This window comes from Bartonella sp. HY406, from assembly GCF_025449315.1.
GTDB lineage: Bacteria > Pseudomonadota > Alphaproteobacteria > Rhizobiales > Rhizobiaceae > HY038.
Window position 1 is genome coordinate 2,200,073 of record NZ_CP104893.1, and the last position, 21,838, is coordinate 2,221,910.

Annotated in this window: 20 protein-coding genes; 8 read left to right on the forward strand and 12 right to left on the reverse strand. The window is 41.0% G+C overall.

What is annotated here, in order from left to right:
- The 6 genes from fabB to N6B01_RS09405 all read left to right on the forward strand — a co-directional run bounded on the left by fabB (position 1) and on the right by N6B01_RS09405 (position 5,843).
- Positions 1-1,221: a beta-ketoacyl-ACP synthase I gene (gene fabB, locus N6B01_RS09380; RefSeq protein ID WP_262078432.1), complete on the forward strand. Its 1,221-nt coding sequence runs from the start codon at positions 1-3 to the stop codon at positions 1,219-1,221.
- A gap of 112 nt (positions 1,222-1,333) precedes the next feature.
- The gene (fabI, locus tag N6B01_RS09385; protein ID WP_182417511.1) at positions 1,334-2,152 is read left to right on the forward strand and encodes an enoyl-ACP reductase FabI; all 819 of its coding nucleotides are present in this window, start codon (positions 1,334-1,336) and stop codon (positions 2,150-2,152) included.
- 335 nt (positions 2,153-2,487) lie between these two features.
- Entirely contained in the window at positions 2,488-3,036 is a 549-nt protein-coding gene (gene petA / locus N6B01_RS09390; RefSeq protein ID WP_262078435.1) for a ubiquinol-cytochrome c reductase iron-sulfur subunit, read from the forward strand.
- Between the two features lie 3 nt (positions 3,037-3,039).
- Complete coding sequence (locus N6B01_RS09395; RefSeq protein WP_262078436.1) at positions 3,040-4,302, forward strand: cytochrome b; 1,263 nt, start codon at positions 3,040-3,042, stop codon at positions 4,300-4,302.
- Positions 4,296-5,153, forward strand: coding sequence for a cytochrome c1 (locus tag N6B01_RS09400; RefSeq protein ID WP_262078437.1), 858 nt, complete (start codon positions 4,296-4,298; stop codon positions 5,151-5,153). The genes N6B01_RS09395 and N6B01_RS09400 overlap by 7 nt, the downstream gene beginning before the upstream one ends.
- Before the next feature lie 120 nt (positions 5,154-5,273).
- A complete protein-coding gene (locus N6B01_RS09405) occupies positions 5,274-5,843 on the forward strand; it encodes an adenine phosphoribosyltransferase (protein WP_262078439.1) in 570 nt (189 codons plus the stop codon).
- 153 nt (positions 5,844-5,996) lie between these two features.
- Here N6B01_RS09405 and N6B01_RS09410 read toward each other — a convergent pair whose 3' ends face one another.
- From N6B01_RS09410 to N6B01_RS09430, 5 genes are all read right to left on the reverse strand, one after another.
- Positions 5,997-6,920, reverse strand: coding sequence for a YiiG family protein (locus tag N6B01_RS09410; RefSeq protein ID WP_262078441.1), 924 nt, complete (start codon positions 6,918-6,920; stop codon positions 5,997-5,999).
- 154 nt (positions 6,921-7,074) lie between these two features.
- Positions 7,075-8,382, reverse strand: a complete 1,308-nt coding sequence (locus tag N6B01_RS09415; RefSeq protein WP_262078442.1) for an aminotransferase class V-fold PLP-dependent enzyme — start codon at positions 8,380-8,382, stop codon at positions 7,075-7,077.
- 158 nt (positions 8,383-8,540) lie between these two features.
- On the reverse strand, positions 8,541-9,644 hold the full coding sequence (ychF, locus tag N6B01_RS09420; protein WP_262078444.1) for a redox-regulated ATPase YchF: 1,104 nt from the start codon (positions 9,642-9,644) through the stop codon (positions 8,541-8,543).
- A 104-nt stretch (positions 9,645-9,748) separates the two neighbouring features.
- The gene (fghA, locus tag N6B01_RS09425; RefSeq protein WP_262078446.1) at positions 9,749-10,591 is read right to left on the reverse strand and encodes an S-formylglutathione hydrolase; all 843 of its coding nucleotides are present in this window, start codon (positions 10,589-10,591) and stop codon (positions 9,749-9,751) included.
- A gap of 36 nt (positions 10,592-10,627) precedes the next feature.
- Entirely contained in the window at positions 10,628-11,740 is a 1,113-nt protein-coding gene (locus N6B01_RS09430; RefSeq protein WP_262078447.1) for an S-(hydroxymethyl)glutathione dehydrogenase/class III alcohol dehydrogenase, read from the reverse strand.
- Between the two features lie 291 nt (positions 11,741-12,031).
- Here N6B01_RS09430 and N6B01_RS09435 point away from each other — a divergent pair, with 291 nt between their 5' ends.
- Positions 12,032-13,318 carry an ActS/PrrB/RegB family redox-sensitive histidine kinase gene (locus N6B01_RS09435; protein WP_262080633.1) on the forward strand — a complete coding sequence of 429 codons (1,287 nt, stop codon included), beginning with the start codon at positions 12,032-12,034 and terminating at the stop codon, positions 13,316-13,318.
- 243 nt (positions 13,319-13,561) lie between these two features.
- On the forward strand, positions 13,562-14,122 hold the full coding sequence (locus N6B01_RS09440) for an ActR/PrrA/RegA family redox response regulator transcription factor (protein ID WP_262078448.1): 561 nt from the start codon (positions 13,562-13,564) through the stop codon (positions 14,120-14,122).
- 561 nt (positions 14,123-14,683) lie between these two features.
- Here N6B01_RS09440 and N6B01_RS09445 read toward each other — a convergent pair.
- The 7 genes from N6B01_RS09445 to tam form a co-directional block, all read right to left on the reverse strand.
- On the reverse strand, positions 14,684-14,845 hold the full coding sequence (locus N6B01_RS09445) for a hypothetical protein (protein WP_262078450.1): 162 nt from the start codon (positions 14,843-14,845) through the stop codon (positions 14,684-14,686).
- Between the two features lie 17 nt (positions 14,846-14,862).
- Entirely contained in the window at positions 14,863-15,843 is a 981-nt protein-coding gene (gene bioB / locus N6B01_RS09450; protein ID WP_262078452.1) for a biotin synthase BioB, read from the reverse strand.
- Positions 15,840-16,394, reverse strand: a complete 555-nt coding sequence (locus N6B01_RS09455) for a biotin transporter BioY (protein ID WP_262078454.1) — start codon at positions 16,392-16,394, stop codon at positions 15,840-15,842. The genes bioB and N6B01_RS09455 overlap by 4 nt, the downstream gene beginning before the upstream one ends.
- 183 nt (positions 16,395-16,577) lie before the next feature.
- Positions 16,578-17,327: a carbonic anhydrase gene (locus N6B01_RS09460; protein ID WP_262078456.1), complete on the reverse strand. Its 750-nt coding sequence runs from the start codon at positions 17,325-17,327 to the stop codon at positions 16,578-16,580.
- Positions 17,328-18,171: 844 nt separating this feature from the next.
- Positions 18,172-19,824, reverse strand: a complete 1,653-nt coding sequence (locus N6B01_RS09465) for an electron transfer flavoprotein-ubiquinone oxidoreductase (protein ID WP_262078458.1) — start codon at positions 19,822-19,824, stop codon at positions 18,172-18,174.
- A gap of 210 nt (positions 19,825-20,034) precedes the next feature.
- Positions 20,035-21,021, reverse strand: coding sequence for a TraB/GumN family protein (locus N6B01_RS09470; RefSeq protein ID WP_262078460.1), 987 nt, complete (start codon positions 21,019-21,021; stop codon positions 20,035-20,037).
- A 15-nt stretch (positions 21,022-21,036) separates the two neighbouring features.
- Entirely contained in the window at positions 21,037-21,810 is a 774-nt protein-coding gene (gene tam, locus N6B01_RS09475) for a trans-aconitate 2-methyltransferase (protein WP_262078461.1), read from the reverse strand.
- Positions 21,811-21,838 lie beyond the last annotated feature (28 nt).

Genomic DNA, 21,838 nt, shown 5'->3' on the forward strand with positions numbered 1-21,838 from the left:
ATGCGTCGAGTTGTTGTAACCGGCATGGGGATTGTTTCGTCAATCGGAAATAACCCTGACGAAGTGCTTGCTTCCTTAAAAGAAGCAAAATCGGGCATCTCATTTTCGCAAGAATATGCGGATCTAGGATTTAGGGCGCAAGCCTTTGGTATGCCCACTGTTGATATTGAAGCATTGGTTGATAGGCGCGCCATGCGTTTTCATGGCCGCGGCACCGCATGGAACCACATCGCTATGGATCAGGCCATTGCTGATGCGGGCTTAAGCCCTCTTGAAGTATCTAACGAACGCACTGGCATTATTATGGGCTCAGGTGGTCCATCCACTCGTGCAATTGTGGATTCAGCTGATATTGCGCGCGAAAAAGGTCCTAAACGCGTAGGCCCTTTTGCCGTTCCCAAAGCCATGAGCTCAACCGCTTCAGCAACACTCGCCACATTTTTCAAAATTAAAGGCGTTAATTATAGTATTTCATCTGCTTGTGCGACATCAAACCATTGTATCGGCAATGCTTTTGAAACCATTCAATACGGCAAGCAAGACCGCGTTTTTGCCGGTGGTTGTGAAGATTTGGATTGGACGCTGTCGGTATTATTTGACGCCATGGGTGCCATGTCCTCAAAATATAATGATACACCATCACGTGCTTCGCGCTCTTATGATGCTAATCGTGACGGTTTTGTCATTGCTGGTGGTGCTGGCGTCTTGGTTCTTGAAGAACTTGAAATTGCTAAGGCTCGCGGCGCAAAAATTTATGGCGAAATCATCGGCTATGGTGCAACCTCTGATGGTCATGACATGGTTGCCCCTTCAGGTGAGGGAGCCGAGCGTTGTATGCGTATGGCTCTTGCCAATGTCAATAATCCAATTGACTATATCAACCCACATGCAACGTCAACACCGGTTGGTGATCCACCAGAAATAGAAGCTATTCGCCGCGTTTTTGGCGGTGCTGATAAGAGCCCACCAATTTCAGCAACCAAATCCTTAACCGGTCACTCACTTGGTGCAGCTGGTGTACAAGAAGCGATTTATACGTTGCTGATGATGCAAAATAACTTTATCTGCGAAAGCGCCCATATTGATGAGCTTGACCCACAATTTGCTGATATGCCAATTGTGCGCCAACGTCGCGATAATGTTGAACTTAATACAGTGCTATCCAACACCTTTGGCTTTGGCGGCACCAATGCATCGCTGGTTTTTCAAAAATACCGCTAAGTGCTCTTAGCGCATAATAAAGAATTTAAATTGAACAAAACGGTAAATACTAACGAGATCACTATTCAGGTACATGCGACCGGGATAAGATCCATGGTCGATGGAGAATAAAATGCAGGGATTGATGAAGGGTAAGCGCGGCCTGATTATGGGTGTTGCTAACGACCATTCCATCGCCTGGGGGATTGCTTGCGCACTTGCTGATGCGGGTGCTGAATTGGCCTTTACCTATCAAGGTGATGCTTTTGGTAAACGAGTAAAACCGCTTGCTGAAAAGCTAGAATCAAAACTTTTACTGCCCTGTGATGTGGAAGATATTGCATCGGTTGATGCAGTATTTGAAACTTTAGAAAAGGAATGGGGAACCATTGACTTTATCGTTCATGCCATTGGCTTTTCCGATAAATCACAGCTAAAGGGGCGCTATGTCGATGTGACAACGCGTGAAAACTTTAGCCGTACTATGGTTATTTCGGCATTTTCCTTTACAGAAGTTGTACAACGCGCGCAAAAATTAATGCCTAATGGTGGCTCTATCATAACACTTACCTATGGGGCGTCACAACGCGTTGTGCCAAATTATAATGTGATGGGTGTTGCTAAAGCAGCGCTTGAAACAATGGTACGCTATTGTGCTGCTGATTGCGGCCCACAAAATATTCGCGTTAATGCAATTTCAGCCGGTCCCGTACGCACATTGGCAGGTAATGGAATTGGCGCAGCACGCGCCATTTTCTCCTATCAACGCCGTAATGCGCCACTGCGCAGAACCGTATCAATTGATGAAATTGGTCAATCTGCCCTTTATTTATTATCAGATATGTCAAGCGGTGTAACGGGTGAAATTCATTATGTCGATTCTGGTTATAATATTTTATCTACACCATCCTTGGAAGAATTGACCCAAAGTGAAGAAGCTTTGGGCGAATAGTACCACATAAATTCGCATGAATTTTTATGAAAAGGAAAGGCCATAAAACCTTTCCTTTTTTTATGCCTAAATAGCTGATACAGGATGCTAATCAATATTGTAATTTTTTTTAAATAACCTACTGCGACTTTTCGCGCGATAAATTATAATAATTCAAACTTGGCGCAGAGAAACGAGCGTGCTAAGGAAAAATAGTATAAAATAGGTCGGTTATTTTGGGCTTTTGACCTAGAAATTTACCCATATTAAAAGACCTTAAATATAATTGAAATTATGTCGATCATGACTTTAACAAAGACAATGATAATTGGATTAGCATTCGCTATAGACCCTATATGAGCAAGCAGATAAGACGCGATTTTTTGTTTTTAGCAACTGGTGTTGCAGGTAGTATCGGTATTGCCGCCGTTGGTTGGCCATTTATTGACCAGATGCGGCCTGATGAAGCAACGCTTGCAGCTGGCTCGATAGAAGTGGATATATCTGGCATTGAAGAAGGCATGTCCATTATCGTTAAATGGCGTGGTCAGCCAGTGGTTATCCGCAATCGCACTCCAAAAGAAATCAAGGAATCGCAAGAAACGCCGCTTGATGCCTTAAAGGATCAAAATGCCCGCAATAATAATATGGAAGCAAGCGCAACAGCCACTGATATAAACCGCAGTGCTGGCGAAGGGCGACAAAACTGGATAATCATGGTGGATTTATGCACCCATCTTGGCTGTGTGCCGCTTGGTCAATCTGGGCGTTATGGCGGATGGTTCTGCCCTTGCCATGGCTCAAGCTACGACACAGCAGGACGAGTGCGCAATGGTCCAGCCAACAAAAATCTTGCTATCCCGACTTATGAGTTTATTTCTGATACCATTGTGCGGATTGGTTAGGCTATGAAAAAATCAAGCTATACCCCCAAAACCAAATTAGGCCAGTTTATAGATGAGCGCTTGCCTGTAATGCGCATGATGCATGATCTAGCCGTCTCTTTTCCTGTACCACGCAATTTGAATTATTTTTACACCTTTGGCGGCATTTTAAGCCTAATGCTCGTTTCGCAAATATTAACCGGCATTGTCATGGCTATGCACTATGTGCCAGATGTGGCTATTGCCTTTGAATCGCGTGAGCGTTTCATGCGTGATGGGCAATTTGGTTGGCTATTTGGTCCTTGGCATGGGGTTGGCGCATCATTTTTCTTTATTGCCGCCTATATCCATCTTGCTCGCGGTCTTTATTATGGTTCGCATAAACGGCCGCGTGAAATTGTTTGGATTTTGGGTGTGCTGATCTATTTTGTGATGATGGCGACTGCCTTTCTCGGCTATGTGCTAGTTTGGGGCCAAATGTCGGTTTCAGCTGCAAGCGTCATAACCAATTTTTTCAAAGCAATACCTTTTATTGGGGATTGGCTTTATGAAACCATTTTGGGCGGCTATAGTCTTGGGCAACCAACATTAAACCGTTTTTACGCTTTGCATTATCTTTTTCCGTTTATTTTGCTTTTGTTAGTTGGTCTTCATGTTTGGGCTATCCATGTTGTTGGGCAAAATAACCCGACGGGTGTTGAGGTTCAAAAACCTGATGAAACCGTGCCTTTTACTCCCTTTGCAATGATAAAAGATATTTTTGCGATTAGCGTATTTTTAATATTTTTTGCATGGTTTCTTTTTTATATGCCGGATTATCTTGGCCACCCTGATAATTTTATTGAAGCCGATCCGCTTAAAAGCTCGCCACATATTCAGCCTGAATGGTATTTTTTGCCTTTTTATGCGATGCTACGCGCCATAACTTTTGATTTTGGTCCAATAAACTCAACCCTTGGCGGCGTTTTAGTGTTATTTGGCTCAGTTGGCGTATTAATATTTGTGCCATGGCTTGATCGCTCTAAAATACGCTCATGTCGCTATCGCCCTATTTTCAAATTGTTCTTTTGGCTATTTATTGCTGATGTCATTATGCTTGGCTGGCTTGGTACGCGATCTGTTGAAGATATTTATATTTTATGGGCGCAAATTGGTACTGCCTATTATTTTGTTTTCTTTTTAATTATTATGCCATTTTTACCGCGTTTTGAAAAAACTTTACCGCTTCCAGCCTCTATCACGGCTGATCTTGCTGTGCGTAAAGAACGGGGGAAAAGCCTATGGTAAAATTATCAATCAAGAAAACTATTGCCCTTGCCTTTGCTATTCTTGGCCTATCTCTCAATGCAGCCATAAGTCACAGTTCAGATAATGAGGCTGTCCCCCACTATCCGATAGAGCAACCAGTAAAACAAGAGTGGAGCTTTTCCGGCCCCTTTGGTGTTTATGACAAAAATCAGTTACAACGCGGCTTTAAGGTCTATCAAGAAGTTTGCTCGGTTTGCCATTCTTTAAAATTTGTGTCTTTCCGTCATTTAAAAGGCATTGGTCTTGATGATGAAAAAATTAAAGCATTAGCAGCAGGCTATGAAGTACCTAGCGAACCCGATGAGGAAGGCGAGATTAAAATGCGCCCTGCCCAACCGGTTGATTATTTCCCCAAACCATTCGCCAATGATAAGCTAGCCGCTTTTGCCAATAATGGAGCAGTACCGGCTGATTTATCGTTAATGGCACGGGCAAGAGCCGTACCTGCCCCCTTCCCCGGCTTTATCGGCGATGTTTTTACCAATTACACCTCTGCCGGTCCTGATTATATTTACGCGCTTCTTACTGGCTATAGCGATGCGCCTAGCGGCCATGAGATTACTGAGGGCACCTATTATAATCCCTATTTTAATGCAAGCGATGCCATCGCCATGTCGCAGCCGCTTTATGATGATAGTGTTGTTTATGAAGATGGCAGCCCACAAACCCTTGATCAATATGCCAAGGATGTTTCAGCTTTTTTGATGTGGGCATCTGACCCGCATATGGAACAACGCAAGAAAACTGGCTTTCGCGTCATTGTCTTTCTAATCATGTTTGCTGGACTTGCTTATTATAGCAAGAGACGTATTTGGGCTGAGAAAAAATAGCATTTTATTGAATTGGATTGTAACTTTGCGGCCGGTCTTGCTAAATTCGATAACTATGCTTTAACTTGATAAAATGCATAAATAATATTTACAAATTCTAGTTTTAAAGGGCGGAAAACCGTGAGCGATCATCCTTTTGATTTAAATAATGCCAATTTGACTGAAGTTTTGCGCCCTTCCATTCGCGCAATTAGAGACTATCCAAAGCCCGGCGTTGTCTTTCGTGATATTACGACCCTTTTAGGTGATGCGCGTGCCTTTCGCCTTGCCATGGATGCGATGGTTTATCCATTTGTTGGTACAAAAATTGACAAGGTTGCTGGCATTGAAGCCCGTGGCTTTATTATCGGCGGGGCTATGGCTTACCAATTATCGGCGGGTTTTGTACCTATTCGCAAAAAAGGAAAACTTCCCTTTAATAAAGTGCACATCGCCTATAGTCTTGAATATGGTGTTGATGAAATGGAAATGCACCGCGATGCGATACGCCCCGGTGAAAAAGTGGTTTTGGTTGATGATTTAATCGCCACTGGCGGCACAGCCGTTGCAGCCGTACATTTATTGCACCAATTGGAGGCGGAAGTGGTAGCAGCTTGTTTCGTTATTGATTTACCAGAACTTGGCGGCGCAGAAAAATTGCGCAATCTTGGTGTTGATGTCTGCACCTTGATGAGCTTTGATGATGCTTAAATCGAAATTGAATAGTCTATCCCTATCAACAGCACAATTCATCTTATAATTTCATTTGCAATCAAACAAAATAAAAATGGCAATAAAGGTTATAGCTTTATTGCCATTAAAATTGACGATGATGTGGTTTACTTTCAATGCAGCATAAATGATCTACATTGAAGACAACGTCACCATAGTGTTATAAGTAGTTGTAAGCATTTGCAGTGCTTGCGGTACGCCGCCTTTACGACCATCGCCTTTATTTTTTGCCAACACTTCTTGCACAGTGCGTAGGCTGCCAAGTAATTGGCTTGGGAATACTTCAAACCCCATCAATGCGCTTGGATTTTCGGCGGTGTAATCATCCATATCTTTAACTGCGGTGCCATATTTTTCCATTGCAGCATTAAATTCTTTCATATCGACAATCGGTGTCTCATTGCTTGGCAATAAATCCATAACATGATGCGCACGCAACATGACATTTTGCTTATGCCAAGCGTCTTTTTTGCCTTCTTGCTTTTCAATCTGGTCTAATAGCGCAAGGTCAAGCTTATCCTTTTCAACATTCAATGCCTTTTCAAAATCACTCAAGGTTTGTGTATAAAGAGGATCTAGCTCAGCAATTACCTTATGATATTCTTTACCGCCGGCCATTTTATCTGACTTATAATCTTGGCGCTCATAATATTTATAGGCTTTGTTAAGAACAGGCGCTAATTTTTCATAAACCTCGATATAAGCTGCAACGGCTTTATCAAGTTCAGGCATTGCAGGTTCTGCATCAATCTTAGCACGCGCAGACTCGATGAGGCTCTTCACATCATAGGTTGGATAATTACCATAAATATGACGCTCTTTCCCCGTAGGCCCAACTTTCATATCAACCCAACTTTTGTAAAAATTAAGCGATTCATTGGCGCGCAAAGTGCGGTTAAGCAACGAAACATAGGCATTTGTTTTGGCAACTGCTGCGCGGTCAACACCCTCACTTGCTTCCTCTTGCGTTTGTGCAAAAACGCTACCGACAAAGCTACAGCTTAATGCGCCAGTAAAACACAAAGCGACAAAAACTTGGCGTATAAATTTTCTCATATTTAGGTCCTATGCTCAATTGTTACTTCAAAAAAATTTAGATTGCGTCAGTTAGCATTAAATATTTTTATAATAAAATATCAATAGAAAATGGTAAGCTATAAAATTTACCCACGATTTTATACAAATTACAAATTTTTATACAACTTCAATACTATTTATATTGATCAGTAATATTATTTATAGCTAATATAAATTGATCTATCTCACGATTTGTAGTATAGAGTGCAGGTGCAACGCGGATACAATCCCCCTTAGCAACACCGCCGCGCCGCACGGTTAAAACTGAAAATTCATCCCGCAATTGCTTAACAATTGCATTATTATCTTCCTTGGATGTTTTTCCTTTGATGCGAAACGAAGTGATACCACCATAAAGGCGCGGATCATTGGGGGTTAAAATTTCTATGAACTTATTTTCCTGTAAAGCATCGACCCAGCGATTTCGCATCTTTTGCAAATGCGCTTGCTTTTTTACGACACCAATTTTTTTATGAAGATCAACAGCTGTCGGTACAGTTAATATAGTTGCAAAATTCAGCGTGCCGGTGTGAATACGAGATCTGATATTGTCACTTGGCCAATCACCATCCGCAAGATGAGTATCAATTGCATCTAATCGTGAGCGGCGTACATAGAAAAATCCTACCCCAACCGGGCTGCCAATCCATTTATGTAAATTACAGCCAACAAAATCAGCACCAAGATCATCAATATTAAAATTAAGTTGTCCCCATGAGTGAGCAGCATCAACAATGACATCAACATTTTTGGCCCTTGCCATCTCAACGATTTCCCGAACGGGCATAACAAGACCAGTACGATGAGATAAATGGGTTAATAGTAATAGCTTTGCCTTGGGGCTATTTTCCAAAATATTTCTATAGGTATCAAGAATTAACTCATAGCTTGCAGGTTCTGGAATAGCAAAGCGTTTAACACTAACGCCGCGCCTTTGTTGAAGCCAGTTAAAAGCATATTGCATAGAGTCATAATCAAGATCGCTATAAAGCACCTCGTCGCCTGGCTCTAACTTATTATAGCCCGAAATTAAAATTTGCAGCGCCTCTGTTGCGCCGCGTGTAAAAGCAATCTCATCAGCGCCAACACCTGCTAATTCTGCAACCGATTGTAATGATGCTTTCATATCCGCACCAAAGCTTGAGCGGGCATAGATTGTATTTTGAAAATTAACCCGTTTTGTTTCCTCAATGTAGCGTTCAAGCACCGGCTTTGCCATAATGCCCCAATAGGCATTTTCCAAATTGGCAAGAGAACGATCTACATCATAAAGATCAACCCAATCGGGCGCTGAAGACGAGCTACTACTTTCGGGAATATTTGGCTTATTTTGTGCAAGGCTAACCTTTGAAACAAAGTTGCTTGCTAAGGTTGAACCAAGAACTGATCCAATTAAAAATTGCCGTCTTTTTATTGTCATTGCTGCCTCTTTATCTTTCATATTTAAGCCAGCTGCAATTAAAAAATGCAAAAAGGCTTAGTGCTATTTGATAAAAGGCAGTGCCATTGTTTTATGTCATTGGCATTAAAGACTTATGACCTTTATTTGACAATACAACACGCCTTTGATTTCATCAAAGGCGTGTTGGTTGAAAGTATTTAAGTATTATGGCGGAACAGCATGACATCGCCGTCCTGTACCACATATTCCTTACCCTCATCACGCGCTTTACCAGCTTCTTTTGCTGGTACTTCACCACCAAGGGTTACATAATCATTAAAGGCAATGGTTTGCGCACGAATGAAGCCGCGTTCAAAATCACTATGGATAACACCAGCTGCTTGCGGTGCTTTAGTACCACGTTTAATTGTCCAAGCACGGGTTTCTTTTGGGCCACAAGTAAAATAGGTGATAAGATCCAGTAGTTGATAACCAGCACGGATAAGGCGATCAAGCCCTGGCTCGGTCAAACCCATAGCATCCAAATATTCACCAGCTTCTTCATCAGGCAATTGGGCAACTTCGGCTTCAATCGCCGCAGAAATAATCACCGATTCCGCCCCTTGCTCCTTAGCCATTTCATCAACGGCTTTAGAAAACTCATTACCTGTCGCAGCATCGCTTTCTGCAACATTGCAGACATAAAGCACTGGTTTTGAAGTTAAAAGATTAAGGCTATCAAGAATTGCGCGATCATCAGCAGCAATCCCCTTCAACAGCAAGCGAACAGGCTTACCCTCTTGTAAAAGCGTTAATGCTTCTTCCATCATAGGCAAAACGCTTAATGCTTCTTTATCTTTGCTTGCTGCTTTTTTGCGCATAGCCGCGACACGGCGCTCTAGGCTTTCAAGATCTGAAAGCATTAGTTCTGTTTCAACCGTTGCCGCATCAGACACAGGATCAATACGCCCTTCAACATGGGTAATATCATCATCTTCAAAGCAGCGCAGCACATGAACAATCGCATCGACTTCACGAATATTGGCAAGAAACTGGTTACCAAGACCTTCGCCCTTGGATGCACCGCGCACAAGGCCCGCAATATCTACGAAATTAATCCGAGTTGGAATGATTTCCTTTGAACCAGCAATAGCAGCAATTTGGCGCATCCGTGGATCTGGCACAGCAACTTCGCCAGTGTTTGGCTCAATGGTGCAAAAAGGATAATTGGCGGCCTGAGCCGCTGCTGTTTTGGTTAAAGCATTGAAAAGGGTTGATTTGCCAACATTTGGCAAGCCAACAATACCACATTTGAAACCCATGGTTTGCGCTAATCCTGTTTTTTTGAAAATTATTTCTTGCCTATAGCATATTTTTCAATTTTTACCACCAAGAAAAATTTTAGCTTTTAGGCTTGAAAAAACGACTACGAATTTAAAAAGTTAAAATGATAACGTAAATGATTATCCATAAAAGTTGAAATGAAGAAATATGAATGGTCATAGCCTTCACGCATGTTTAAAGTAAGTGGCATATTTGCCTTTTCACATGCTTCAACCAATAATTTCGGCTTCAAACCTTTTTCAAGAAAGCTATCATTACTGCCTTGATCGATCAGTAAATTATCGAGCCGCGCGCCATCTTCAATCAAGCATACACTATCATAGCTTCGCCATTTTGCACTATCCTCACCAAGGTATTTTTTAAAAGCGCCAATAGACCAATCAGAGGTTGACGGGTTAACAATCGGCGCAAAAGCTGAAACCGACTTAAAACGCAAAGGGTTTTTAAGTGCAATCATCATCGCGCCATGGCCACCCATTGAGTGTCCCATAATTGATTGATGATGCATATCAATAGCAAAATTTTCTGCAATCAATGCAGGCAATTCCTCGACAATATAGGAATACATATTATAGTTTTTGGTAAAAGGCGTCTCTAGTGCATCAACATAAAAACCAGCGCCCTTACCAAATTGCCAATTATCAGGTTCATCGGGCACATCATCACCACGCGGACTGGTATCAGGGCAAATTATTGCCATCCCAAGCTCGGCGGCCAAACGGCGATATTCGCCCTTATCCATAACATTTTGGTGGCTGCAGGTAAGCCCTGATAGAAACCACAACAAAGGCACCTTGACTTTAGAATTTTTAGTTTGTGGCGGCATGAATAAAGCAAAAGTCATATCGCAATGATTAACCAAAGACTTATGCCGATAGACGCCTTGAATACCACCAAAGCTAAGGGCTTGTGAAACTATTTCCATCTGGCTTACCTTTTTATATTTTGGGCAATAGAGTTTTTAATAAAGAATAACCGAGCGGATTGATTTTCCTTCATCCATCAAGTCAAAAGCAGTATTAATCTCATCAAGCGGCATGGTATGCGTGATAAGACTGTCAATATCAATCTTGCCTTCCATATACCAATCAACAATCTTTGGCACATCGGTGCGCCCTCTTGCACCACCAAAGGCTGAACCTTTCCACACGCGCCCCGTCACTAATTGGAAAGGACGGGTTGAAATTTCAGCTCCTGATGGCGCAACGCCGATAATAATAGCTTCACCCCAGCCGCGATGGCAACATTCCAACGCTTGGCGCATAGTGTGAACATTGCCGATACACTCAAAAGAAAAATCTGCGCCACCGCCGGTAATATCTTGAATAGCCTCAACCACCTTATCGCGGCCAACATCATTAGGGTTGATAAAATGGGTCATGCCAAATTTTTTAGCAAGCTCAACTTTTGATGGATTTAAATCAACACCAATAATTTTATCGGCGCCAACCATACGCGCACCTTGAATGACGTTAAGACCAATGCCGCCAAGCCCAAAGACCACAACATTGGCTCCTGGCCAAACCTTACCTGTATAAACAACCGCGCCAATACCAGTGGTAACGCCGCAACCAATATAGCAAATCTTGTCAAAAGGCGCATCTTCACGCACTTTTGCAACGGCTATTTCTGGCAAAACGGTAAAATTAGAAAAAGTTGAGCATCCCATATAATGAAAAATTTCACCGCCATCACAAGAAAAGCGCGATGTTTCATCAGGCATTAGCCCCAAACCTTGGGTAGAGCGAATTGATGTGCAAAGGTTGGAGCGTTGCGAAAGGCAAGTTTTACAACCTCGACATTCTGGCGTATAAAGTGGAATAACATGATCGCCCACTTTTACCGATGTGACACCCGCACCAATTTCGCGCACAATGCCAGCACCTTCATGACCAAGAATGGCTGGGAACCGCCCTTCAGAATCAAGCCCAGAAAGTGTATAAGCATCGGTATGGCAAACGCCTGTTGCCATAATCTCGACAAGAACCTCACCAGCCTTTGGCCCACCAATTTCAATGGTTTCAATGGTAAGGGGTTTTTTAGCTTCCCAAGCAACTGCCGCACGTGTTTTCATTGTCTACTCCAATTTGATATTTGCGCTTCAGCTTGCACTTTAGATTTGAAGCTAGTGGGTTTACGAATACCTTGTTAAAATGTACCAACCCAATAATTTATAATAATTCAAGATTATGCGATTCCTTAGCCTTATGAAATGCTCTCTTTATAATTTATTTTCCATGCCTAATTTATTCGGCGTTTTTTAGTAGAAAATTCGACCATATTTGATAGCGGCTTAGCTACTCTCTTGACAAAGGCAGATAGAATACCGTCTATGAACATATTCATGTTAGGGGTTAAGGCAGCCATGTATAGTCATTATTTTGAACGCGCATCCAATCATTCTCGCCTTTTACGCCTTGTTACTCTTGTCCGCATAAGATGGCTTGCTATCATTTGCCAAACATCTTCAGTGTTGTTTGTTGCCCTTTATTTTGGCTTTCCCCTACCCTTAAGGGCCGCAATGGTGACAATCGCTTTTTCGGCATTGGTCAATATTTTTCTCAATTTTTATTATCCACCCAATCATCGTTTATCTCCAATAGGCACGACCTTATTATTAGGACTTGATATTGCATTATTATCGATTTTATTATTTTTTACTGGCGGTTTGCAAAATCCATTTTCTGTATTGATGATCGCCCCTGCAGCTCTTGCTGCAACTTCTCTTGAAGTGCGCTTTATCGTTTTACTCAACCTTTTTGTCATAGGCTGCGCAACGCTTTTAGCTGTCAAATACTTACCCTTACCTTGGTACCAAGGAACAGCATTAGAATTACCACCATTGTTCATTGTGGGCGTTTGGGCAGCTATCATATCATCATTAACTTTTACCACTTTTTACTCCTTCCGCGTTGCCGAAGAAGCGCGCAAACTTGCCGATGCATTGACGGATACAGAGCTAATTTTATTACAAGAAAAGCACCTTTCAGCTTTAGATGGCATTGCGGCGGCGGCGGCCCATGAGCTTGGCACACCGCTTGCAACCATTCAGCTCGTCGCCAAAGAATTAAGTATTCAATTAAAAAATGATGCAACAGTGCAAGAAGATGTTGCACTACTTATTAGCCAAAGCCAAAGATGCCGTGAAATATTGCAGCGCCTTACTAGCCTCTCAACTGAAACCCCAGATCATTTTGCTGTATTAAAACTTACCTCAGCAATTGAGGAAGCTGTAGCACCGCTGCGTGACTTTGACATTGATATTATAGTAACCAATATTGGTTCTAACGATAAGGAGCCTGAAATTGCCCGCAACCCTGGTATTTTATATGGTATTGGCAACTTAGTTGAAAATGCGGTGGATTTTGCCCGCAGCAGAGTTATCATCAATTATAAATGGACTAATAAAGACGTAGAGATCATTATTACCGATGACGGCATGGGCTTTCCACCTCATATTATTGACCGTATTGGCGAGCCATATACCACCAGCCGCGAAACTGATAGCCATGGTGGAGGCCTTGGTCTTGGTTTATTTATTGCCAAAACCTTGCTTGAACGCTCGGGCGCTATGCTTGAATTTCGAAATAATCCAGACTCTGCACTTGGTGCCGAAATCAAAATTTTATGGCCACGATCAGCATTGAGTTGATCGGCTATATGATTGAACCATTTAAATCATCAATGATCGATATTATTGATGATAATATTAAAATGCACAGACTAAAAAACATTAATCAACATTTTATAACATTTAAAAGCTTTAACTAAAGCAGTTTTAATTTTAAGGTTTGACACAGAAACAAGTCTTGGCGATAAAGGGGCATAGGCAACAACTTTTTTAGCTTGTGCATAAAACGACACAAGTTTTATTGGGTAAGAGATGGATATAAATATGCAGGAAGACCAAGAAGAAGAAAACTTGGTTGCTGGAAAAACACTCCTCTTAGTAGATGATGATCGTCCTTTTTTACAAAGATTGGCACGAGCCATGGAAGCCCGTGGTTTTATCGTTACCGCAGTTGAAACTGTTCGTGACGCCATTACCATGCTTCACGCCAATGCGGCACCAGATTTTGCAGTTATCGATCTCAAGTTAACTGACGGTAACGGTATGGACGTTATCGAGGAAATGCGCAATTACAGCGCCCAAACACGGGTTATTGTTTTAACCGGCTTTGGCAATATTGCTTCTGCAGTTAATGCAGTTAAACTGGGGGCAATTGATTATTTGGCTAAGCCCGCTGATGCTGATGAAGTTTTTGAAGCCTTGACCCGATTGCCGGGACAAAAGGCAACCATTCCAGAAAATCCAATGTCAGCAGATCGTGTGCGCTGGGAACATATTCAACGGGTTTATGAAATGTGCGACCGCAATGTATCTGAAACCGCACGCCGCCTTAATATGCATCGGCGGACATTGCAGCGTATTTTAGCCAAACATGCACCCAAATAGGCAAATAAATTAAAACATAATAAAGCGGATACTACTATTCAAAAACCATTATCCGCTTTATTTGAAACTAATTGCTGAAAAAAGCGTTGCATCTTTAACATGCAGTGAAAGGCACTTTTACATTTCATTAAAACTACATAATTATGCAAGTGGTGATTGTTTTCCCAAGGAATATAATTAATTACTGGATTGATGAGTAAGTTTGGCACAGTTTCATATGTGAGATTGGCCGATGTCGGGAAACTATTTGCCCCATCATAATTTAACTGCAAATTAAAAGACCTTTTTCATCAATCTGATATGCACAGATCCTCTATATCGACCATTTGCCCCCAATCGCTATAAATTCTTTCATTAAGGCAATAAATGCCAATAAATAATTCTCCATCAATGATGCATGGTTGATAGGAATTATCAATACGATAATGATAACTTCAAATTTATAGCCAACTATTAACCAAGGGATAATTTATCACTGGCATTTAAATTGACACGGACACTACCAGCCAAATCCTTATAATATGCTTCATTGCCTACAACAGCAAATAAGCCGCGCCAACCCTACTGATATTTTTCGCCTACCAGAATGAAGGACATATAATCCTTTATCTTGCTATCAAGTGTGTAAGTCTTAAGATTGTTAATGCCATAGCCAATACCTAAAGAGGATAAAGTTGAAACCGCCATAATAAAGGGCAGAAGGCTTAAATATTTTACCTTCATATAAATTCTCCTACCTTTTAGACCAATGCTTGCGCTTTCGTCTTAATCGCCACTAGCGCGTTTAAGAAACCCCGATCTTCGTCTTCTTGATTATTAGGTGTTGTCAAAAGTTTCTCGCCATAAAAAAGCGAATTTGCACCAGCAAGAAAACACAAGATTTGTGCCTCTTTATTAAGTAACGAGCGACCTGCCGCTAGACGAATGATAGACTTTGGCATAATGATCCGCGCCGTTGCAATCATGCGAATATGCTCAAGCGGATCGACTGTCTTTTGATTTTGCAAAGGCGTGCCGATAATAGGCACTAAAGCATTTATCGGCACGCTTTCAGGGTGCGGATGAAGCCGCGCTAATACTTGCAACATCGAAGAGCGATCTTTTATAGTTTCCCCGAGACCAATAATCCCACCGCAGCAAAGTTCAATTTGTTCATCACGTAAATATTGTAAGGTTTTCAAACGGTCGTCAAATGTTCTGGTGGTAATAATATTGCTATAAAATTGCGGACTTGTATCAATATTATGATTATAAGCAGTAAGGCCAGCCTGTTTCAATTTTCTTGCTTGATGGGGCTTTAACATACCAAGCGTGACGCACGCCTCCATGCCCAAATGCCGAATGCCTCGCACCATTTCAAGCACCGCGTCAAATTCAGGACCATCTTTGACTTGCCGCCAAGCTGCCGCTAAGCAAAATCGCGATGCGCCTGCTTGTTTGGCTAACAGTGCGAGCTCTATTACTTTTTGTGGCTGCATTAGCTTATCACGAGTAAGTTCGGTTTCCTTGTGATGTGCAGATTGCGAACAATAAGCGCAATTTTCAGGACAACCGCCGGTTTTAATCGACAAAAGGCTCGCCATCTGTATTTCGGCTTTTGGATGATATTGGCGGTGTACATCATTTGCCTTACTCAAAAGCTCCAGTAAAGGCAGGCAATAAAGTGCTTCAATTTCTGCTATTGTCCAATCATAGCGCAAACTTGCAGTATAGTTGCTCATTTGCTTCGCACCTTAATATTTTTTACACCATACCAAAGCCCAATAGCCAAAGTAAGCTTTAAAAAATCACTCAAAACAAAAGGAAATACACCAACATATAGCAATTGGTTAGCCGGCACATAAAGAGAAAGCCATAAGGTGCCCAAAAAATAGATAAGCAATAATAGTGCAATTGCACCTAATATGACTTTGTATAGGGACAAGTTACGCATATAGCCGATAAGCGTACTAGCAATAACAAAACCAATAAGATAACCACCGCTTGGACCAAGAATATAGGCAAGACCTAGCCCTCGCTCTGGTGAATTGGCAAAGACTGGAAATCCAGCCGCACCAATAGTTAAAAATGCCATTAATGTCAAAAATGCATAACGCCCACCCCTTAACAAACCCAATGAAAAGACGACAGCTACCTGCATAGACATTGGAATTGGCCAAAATGGAATTTGAATTTTTGATGAAATAATAAGTGCCGCCAAACCAGCAACAAAAGCCACAACATGTTTAAAGCTAATTTGGGTGAGCGATAGTGTAGAAAGCGCTGTTTTCATATTAATCTCAATTTTATCTATAATTTTGCATGATTCTCACTTACATCTTACACTTATCAGACAAATTAAATCAATATAGTATATTTATTTTAATTTTATCTATAATTTTATTCAATATAAAAAAATGGCGGAATGAGTTTTTATTCCGCCACGTCAAGTCATTATTTATAAAGATAAAACTAATTAGTTTTCATCAACCTTACGATCATGCAAAGGTTGAATAGGACGATTATTATGATGCTTTAAGATTTTGGCTAAAGCTTCAACCTGGTCTTTTCCTATTGTTTTAGTATCTTTAAGCACGATCCAAGTTACACCTTCACTGCAAGGAGGTGTCGTTAAAGAACCATCGAAATGATAATAATGTTCCGTATTTGGGATCATATCATCCAAATCAATTTCTTCACCAACATCAACCGTTTTGTCATGCTCTTCAGGAATGCTAGCTAAAATTTTCTTGAATGACTTGCTTTCTTCACCTTCATTGAACATTACGGCAAGAACAAGCAATTTACCTTCTTTCGTAGCATGCACAAAATGTGCTTCCAATGGGAAGGAACGCTTCAAAATTGTATTTTCACTTGGTACGTGGAAATGGAACTGCTTGAGGAAGTATTTTTCACCCTTGAAAGTCAAATAATCATCAGCATTTTTTGGGGAAACTTGAATTGTATGACCATTATTTACCAATTCATCAGCAGTAATTTCATAATGGATCTTAATTGGGTTTTTTTCGCTACTTTCATGAATTTCTTGAATATCAATCGGCGACTGATTTTTACCAATCTTACATTGTGCGTATTCTGGCGCCAAATCACCCCAATATTCAGGTCCCTCGGCTCCTTCATAGCCCCAATGCACGCCAGCAGAAGCTACACAAACCAATGAGAGAGAGAAAACACTGGAAAGAATGAGAGTTTTAATTTTTTTCATAATAACGCCCTTATGCATATAAATATGAATTTGAATTTTTACATCACACCAAAATGCTAATTATTTCAGATTAGATGTTTATTATTGTTACCTAGCGCAACGCTTACAAAAAACAATTTGCCCGAATTCGCTAGCGATTAAAATGCACATCACTTTTATGTTAAACCAAACCCGTTAGACATTTTTTCAAGCAATCAGCAGCCTATATTAATTTATTTTCGCTCAACTACCATCAAGCCCAAACAAAAAACATAACTATATTTGACAAGTTTAATTTAAAATACCTATGACAAGTAAAACACTTTAATGAGTACTGGTTAATCTCAAAAAAAAATAAATTGCAAATAACAATGTTTAACAAATTGAAAGTAAAAACCTGCAAAAAATGCTTTACTAATTTTAGCCATATTTTAAGCAAATTTTAGGAATCCAAATAAAAAAAATAGCAGTAAACCTTTTTAAAATATTATTCATTAAATAAAATCAATAATATGTCTATAACTATCACAAACGAGCCCCAATTAAAATAAGAACACAATTTGAGCATATTGCTTAAAAAGCAAGACAAAGCTCTGCAATTTTAGCAGGAAATTGGTTCACATTTAATCATTCTAATATGCAAGTAATCACAAATATATTACTGAATATGCAAACAGAAATTTTTATTTTAAGCATTTAAGCGCAAAGCTATATAGTTTTTGTAAAAACATCGGCGAGATTTAAGAATCTTAAACATATCACACATTGCAAACAAATCAGTATATTTGAAAAAGTGATGGATAGTACCAGGTGATCACCCAAAACGCTCCCCCTGTCTAATCCCAGCAACTTGATCCATTAAAACTTACATATTAGGGTAGACTGGCCCTTCGCCGCCTTGCGGACATGTCCAGTTAATATTTTGATTTGGATCCTTGATATCACAAGTTTTACAATGCACACAATTTTGGGCATTAATGACATAGGTTTCCTTACCATCTTTTTCCACCCATTCATAAACACCTGCAGGACAATAGCGCGCCGATGGGCCTCCATATTCGCTCAATTCAGATGCTTCTTGCACCTCCAATGATGCCAATTTTAAATGGCAAGGCTGATCTTCCTCATGATTGGTATTGGACAAAAAGACTGAAGACAAGCGATCAAAAGTCAACACATTATCAGGCTTTGGATAGTCGATTTTTTGGTGCTTTTCGGCAGGCTCTAAACAAGCATAATCAGCCTTGCCGTGTGACAGCGTGCCAAAAATTGAAAATTTTAATAATTGCTGGCACCACAAATCAAAACCACCCAGCGCAACCCCAAGCTTGCTACCAAATTTTGACCAAAGCGGCTTAAAATTTCGCACAGGATAAAGATCCTTACCTATTGCACTTTGCCGCCATTCATTTTCAATTTCTACAACTTCGTCTTGTGCCCTACCTTCAGCTATTGCTTGTGCAATATGATTAGCAGCATAAAGCCCCGATAATACAGCATTATGCGAACCTTTAATGCGCGGCACATTTACAAATCCGGCAGAACAGCCAATAAGTGCGCCTCCCGCAAAAGTCAGCTTTGGCACGGATTGCCAGCCACCTTCGGTAATAACGCGTGCGCCATAAGCAATACGCTTAGCACCTTCAAAAAGTGGTGCAATGGCTGGGTGGGTTTTAAAACGCTGGAATTCTTCAAAGGGTGACAAATAAGGGTTTTTATAATTAAGGTGGACGACAAAGCCAACTGCCACCTGATTATCTTCCAAATGATACAGAAAAGATCCGCCACCGGTTTGATTATCCAATGGCCACCCAGCACTATGCTGCACGAGCCCTGCCTTATGCTTTTCAGGAGCAACTTCCCAAAGCTCTTTAATGCCAATGCCAAATTTTTGCGGATCACGCCCCTGCTGAAGATCAAAATGACTAATCAATTGCTTAGCTAAAGAGCCGCGCGCGCCTTCGCCAATTAATACATATTTGCCGAGCAATGCCATGCCAGGCGTATAATTAGGTCCTTGAGTACCATCGCGCTCAATTCCCATATCACCAGTAATTACACCTTTGACGGCGCCATTATCATCAAAAACAACATCAACAGCAGCAAAGCCTGGATAAATATCAACGCCTAGTGCTTCAGCCTGCTCAGCAAGCCAGCGACAAACATTACCTAGCGATACGATATAATTACCGTGATTGGAAGTTAGCTTTGGCAACATAAATGCTGGGACTGTCTTTGCCTTAGTTGCGGTTAAATCAAAAAACACATCATCAGTTACCGCAGTTTTAAAAGGGTGGCTCGCATCTTCACGCCAATTGGGCAGCAGCGCATCGATACCAATAGGATCAACTACCGCGCCAGAAAGAATATGGGCACCAACTTCAGCGCCTTTTTCAAGAACAACAATATTAAGATCAGGATTGATTTGTTTTAAACGTATTGATGCCGCAAGACCAGCTGGCCCTGCCCCAACAATGACAACATCAAATTCCATACTTTCCCGCTCTTGCGCGTCCATATTACGTCCAACCCATACCACTGAAATTTAATTTATATTTATTCTAATAACTTCCTGCCTCTCTAATATCAAGCAAAGATTATCACGCTCTTACTTAAAAAACTCCAAAGCGGTTACAAATATTAAGCCCCGAATACAGTGGCTAAAGAACCCTAGCCATTTTTTACAACATGATATTTCTATTATTTAAGCTAATAACCTAAGCATTGGCTATTTCAAAGCAGTCACTTGATAACCCATTTTTCGAAAAGCTTCCACCAATCCTGTATCTCCAATAAGATGCATAGCTCCAACAGCAATAAAGCTATTACCCTTTTTAAGCAGAGGTTCGGCGCGTTCTGCCATCACAACATTGCGCTTATCGATCAAAATAGCTTCATATTCGTGCATATTGGCAACCGTTAGCCCCTCTTCATCCAAATAGTCTGATAGAGAATTGATCATCGATATTTTCCCCTCAACATAAAGCTCACCCATCGTGGTAAAAATATCTTTTAAGAGATCTTTATTTTCAATAGCTTCTATAATTGCTGCAATAGATACGCGCTCCGGCAAGGATGACAAAGCTACCAATTGCTCTTCTATCGTTTCAAGGCCAAGTAATTCTTTACCAGCATGTTGCGCATTTAGTTCAATTTGCGCATCGAAAGCCACACCACCTGTTTGCGGACAGTCAGGCAAGATAAAAAGCATGGTAAAAAACCAAGGCCGCATATGATTGACTGTAGAATAGGCAATACCGCGTTGCCTTAAGGCGGCATCAAACTTTTGAAATTGCTCCTCTGTCATTTGCGCCTTAACACTATTATCTCCCTCATACATTAGCAACTTACTATTTGCCAGAATAGTATTAAGCAGATTACCGCCGGTTTCATCGCCTATATCAATCAACTCCAAAGCTACCCGCGATGATTTATCAAAGGCTGCCTGTTCAGCAGACGTCATCTTGACAATTCTGGCATCACCGGCATGCATTGTTCCCATTAAATAGGATGGCTCAATACCCTCTTTTTCAATTTTCCAAAAACGGCTATCGCCATTTTTAATTTTGCTAGCGGCTTCTTCTATCTGTTGCAAGGTTTGCGCATCAAACGTATCACGCAAATCTTTGCCGCACATCATATTTTGAGCGAAAGCAAAATTGCTAAATCCAAATAGGGCGAATAAAGTGACCAATGCCAATAATTTTCTAAACATTTTAGTCAAAACCTTTTACTTCTTAAGCACAATAAAAAAGCGAGGAAAGCGCAGTAAGATCTTGCCATCCTTTTGCACAGGATAGGATTTTTTTATCCGATCAAGATAAAAAATTAAAAATATTTCTTTTTCAGTATCATTCAATGGCGCTAAGAAAGGGCGCAGGGCTGCACCCTTTACCCAATCAACAATTGCTTGGTGTCCGTGCATAACATGATTGTAAATACTATGCCAAAGATCAATGTGACATGCTAAAGGCGCCAAAGCATCATAATAAACACCAGTATCTTCTAATTTGTCGCGCGCAATATTACCAATGCGACTACACCAACGCGGATCTTGCGCAACATCAATCATCGCCTGATGGATTGGTTCATTTAAGTTATCGGGCATTTGAATGGCAAGAATGGCACCATTTTTCATTTCACCAAATAGGCGTTGTAATTCAACCACATGATTAGGCAACCACTGAAATACAGCATTGGAAAAAAGCAGATCCACATCTTGCGGCACATTCCAGCTTTCAATATCGCCTATTTCAAAATGCATTTGAGGCAGCCGACTTTTGGCCTTGGCAATCATATCAGGCGAATTATCAAACCCCGATATTCTCGCCTTTGGCCAATAATACTGCAATAGCTCGGTAGAATTGCCCGGCCCGCAACCAATATCTATAATATTCTTAATTGCTATTTCGTCATATCTAGAAATCGCATTGATGAGATCGCGCGCTGGCCGGCTTCGCTCATCGTTAAACATTAAATATTGATCGGCTGACCAGTCTTTCATATTTTACCCTTTTTTAAAAAAACACACT

What these genes read in the sequence shown, in the direction of transcription:
- fabB (WP_262078432.1), top strand. Translation starts at nt 1, where the DNA reads ATGCGTCGAGTTGTTGTAACCGGCATGGGGATTGTTTCGTCAATCGGA.
- fabI (WP_182417511.1), top strand. Translation starts at nt 1,334, where the DNA reads ATGCAGGGATTGATGAAGGGTAAGCGCGGCCTGATTATGGGTGTTGCT.
- petA (WP_262078435.1), top strand. Translation starts at nt 2,488, where the DNA reads ATGAGCAAGCAGATAAGACGCGATTTTTTGTTTTTAGCAACTGGTGTT.
- N6B01_RS09395 (WP_262078436.1), top strand. Translation starts at nt 3,040, where the DNA reads ATGAAAAAATCAAGCTATACCCCCAAAACCAAATTAGGCCAGTTTATA.
- N6B01_RS09400 (WP_262078437.1), top strand. Translation starts at nt 4,296, where the DNA reads ATGGTAAAATTATCAATCAAGAAAACTATTGCCCTTGCCTTTGCTATT.
- N6B01_RS09410 (WP_262078441.1), bottom strand. Translation starts at nt 6,920, where the DNA reads ATGAGAAAATTTATACGCCAAGTTTTTGTCGCTTTGTGTTTTACTGGC.
- N6B01_RS09415 (WP_262078442.1), bottom strand. Translation starts at nt 8,382, where the DNA reads ATGAAAGATAAAGAGGCAGCAATGACAATAAAAAGACGGCAATTTTTA.
- ychF (WP_262078444.1), bottom strand. Translation starts at nt 9,644, where the DNA reads ATGGGTTTCAAATGTGGTATTGTTGGCTTGCCAAATGTTGGCAAATCA.
- fghA (WP_262078446.1), bottom strand. Translation starts at nt 10,591, where the DNA reads ATGGAAATAGTTTCACAAGCCCTTAGCTTTGGTGGTATTCAAGGCGTC.
- N6B01_RS09430 (WP_262078447.1), bottom strand. Translation starts at nt 11,740, where the DNA reads ATGAAAACACGTGCGGCAGTTGCTTGGGAAGCTAAAAAACCCCTTACC.
- N6B01_RS09435 (WP_262080633.1), top strand. Translation starts at nt 12,032, where the DNA reads ATGTATAGTCATTATTTTGAACGCGCATCCAATCATTCTCGCCTTTTA.
- N6B01_RS09440 (WP_262078448.1), top strand. Translation starts at nt 13,562, where the DNA reads ATGCAGGAAGACCAAGAAGAAGAAAACTTGGTTGCTGGAAAAACACTC.
- N6B01_RS09445 (WP_262078450.1), bottom strand. Translation starts at nt 14,845, where the DNA reads ATGAAGGTAAAATATTTAAGCCTTCTGCCCTTTATTATGGCGGTTTCA.
- bioB (WP_262078452.1), bottom strand. Translation starts at nt 15,843, where the DNA reads ATGAGCAACTATACTGCAAGTTTGCGCTATGATTGGACAATAGCAGAA.
- N6B01_RS09455 (WP_262078454.1), bottom strand. Translation starts at nt 16,394, where the DNA reads ATGAAAACAGCGCTTTCTACACTATCGCTCACCCAAATTAGCTTTAAA.
- N6B01_RS09460 (WP_262078456.1), bottom strand. Translation starts at nt 17,327, where the DNA reads ATGAAAAAAATTAAAACTCTCATTCTTTCCAGTGTTTTCTCTCTCTCA.
- N6B01_RS09465 (WP_262078458.1), bottom strand. Translation starts at nt 19,824, where the DNA reads ATGGACGCGCAAGAGCGGGAAAGTATGGAATTTGATGTTGTCATTGTT.
- N6B01_RS09470 (WP_262078460.1), bottom strand. Translation starts at nt 21,021, where the DNA reads ATGTTTAGAAAATTATTGGCATTGGTCACTTTATTCGCCCTATTTGGA.
- tam (WP_262078461.1), bottom strand. Translation starts at nt 21,810, where the DNA reads ATGAAAGACTGGTCAGCCGATCAATATTTAATGTTTAACGATGAGCGA.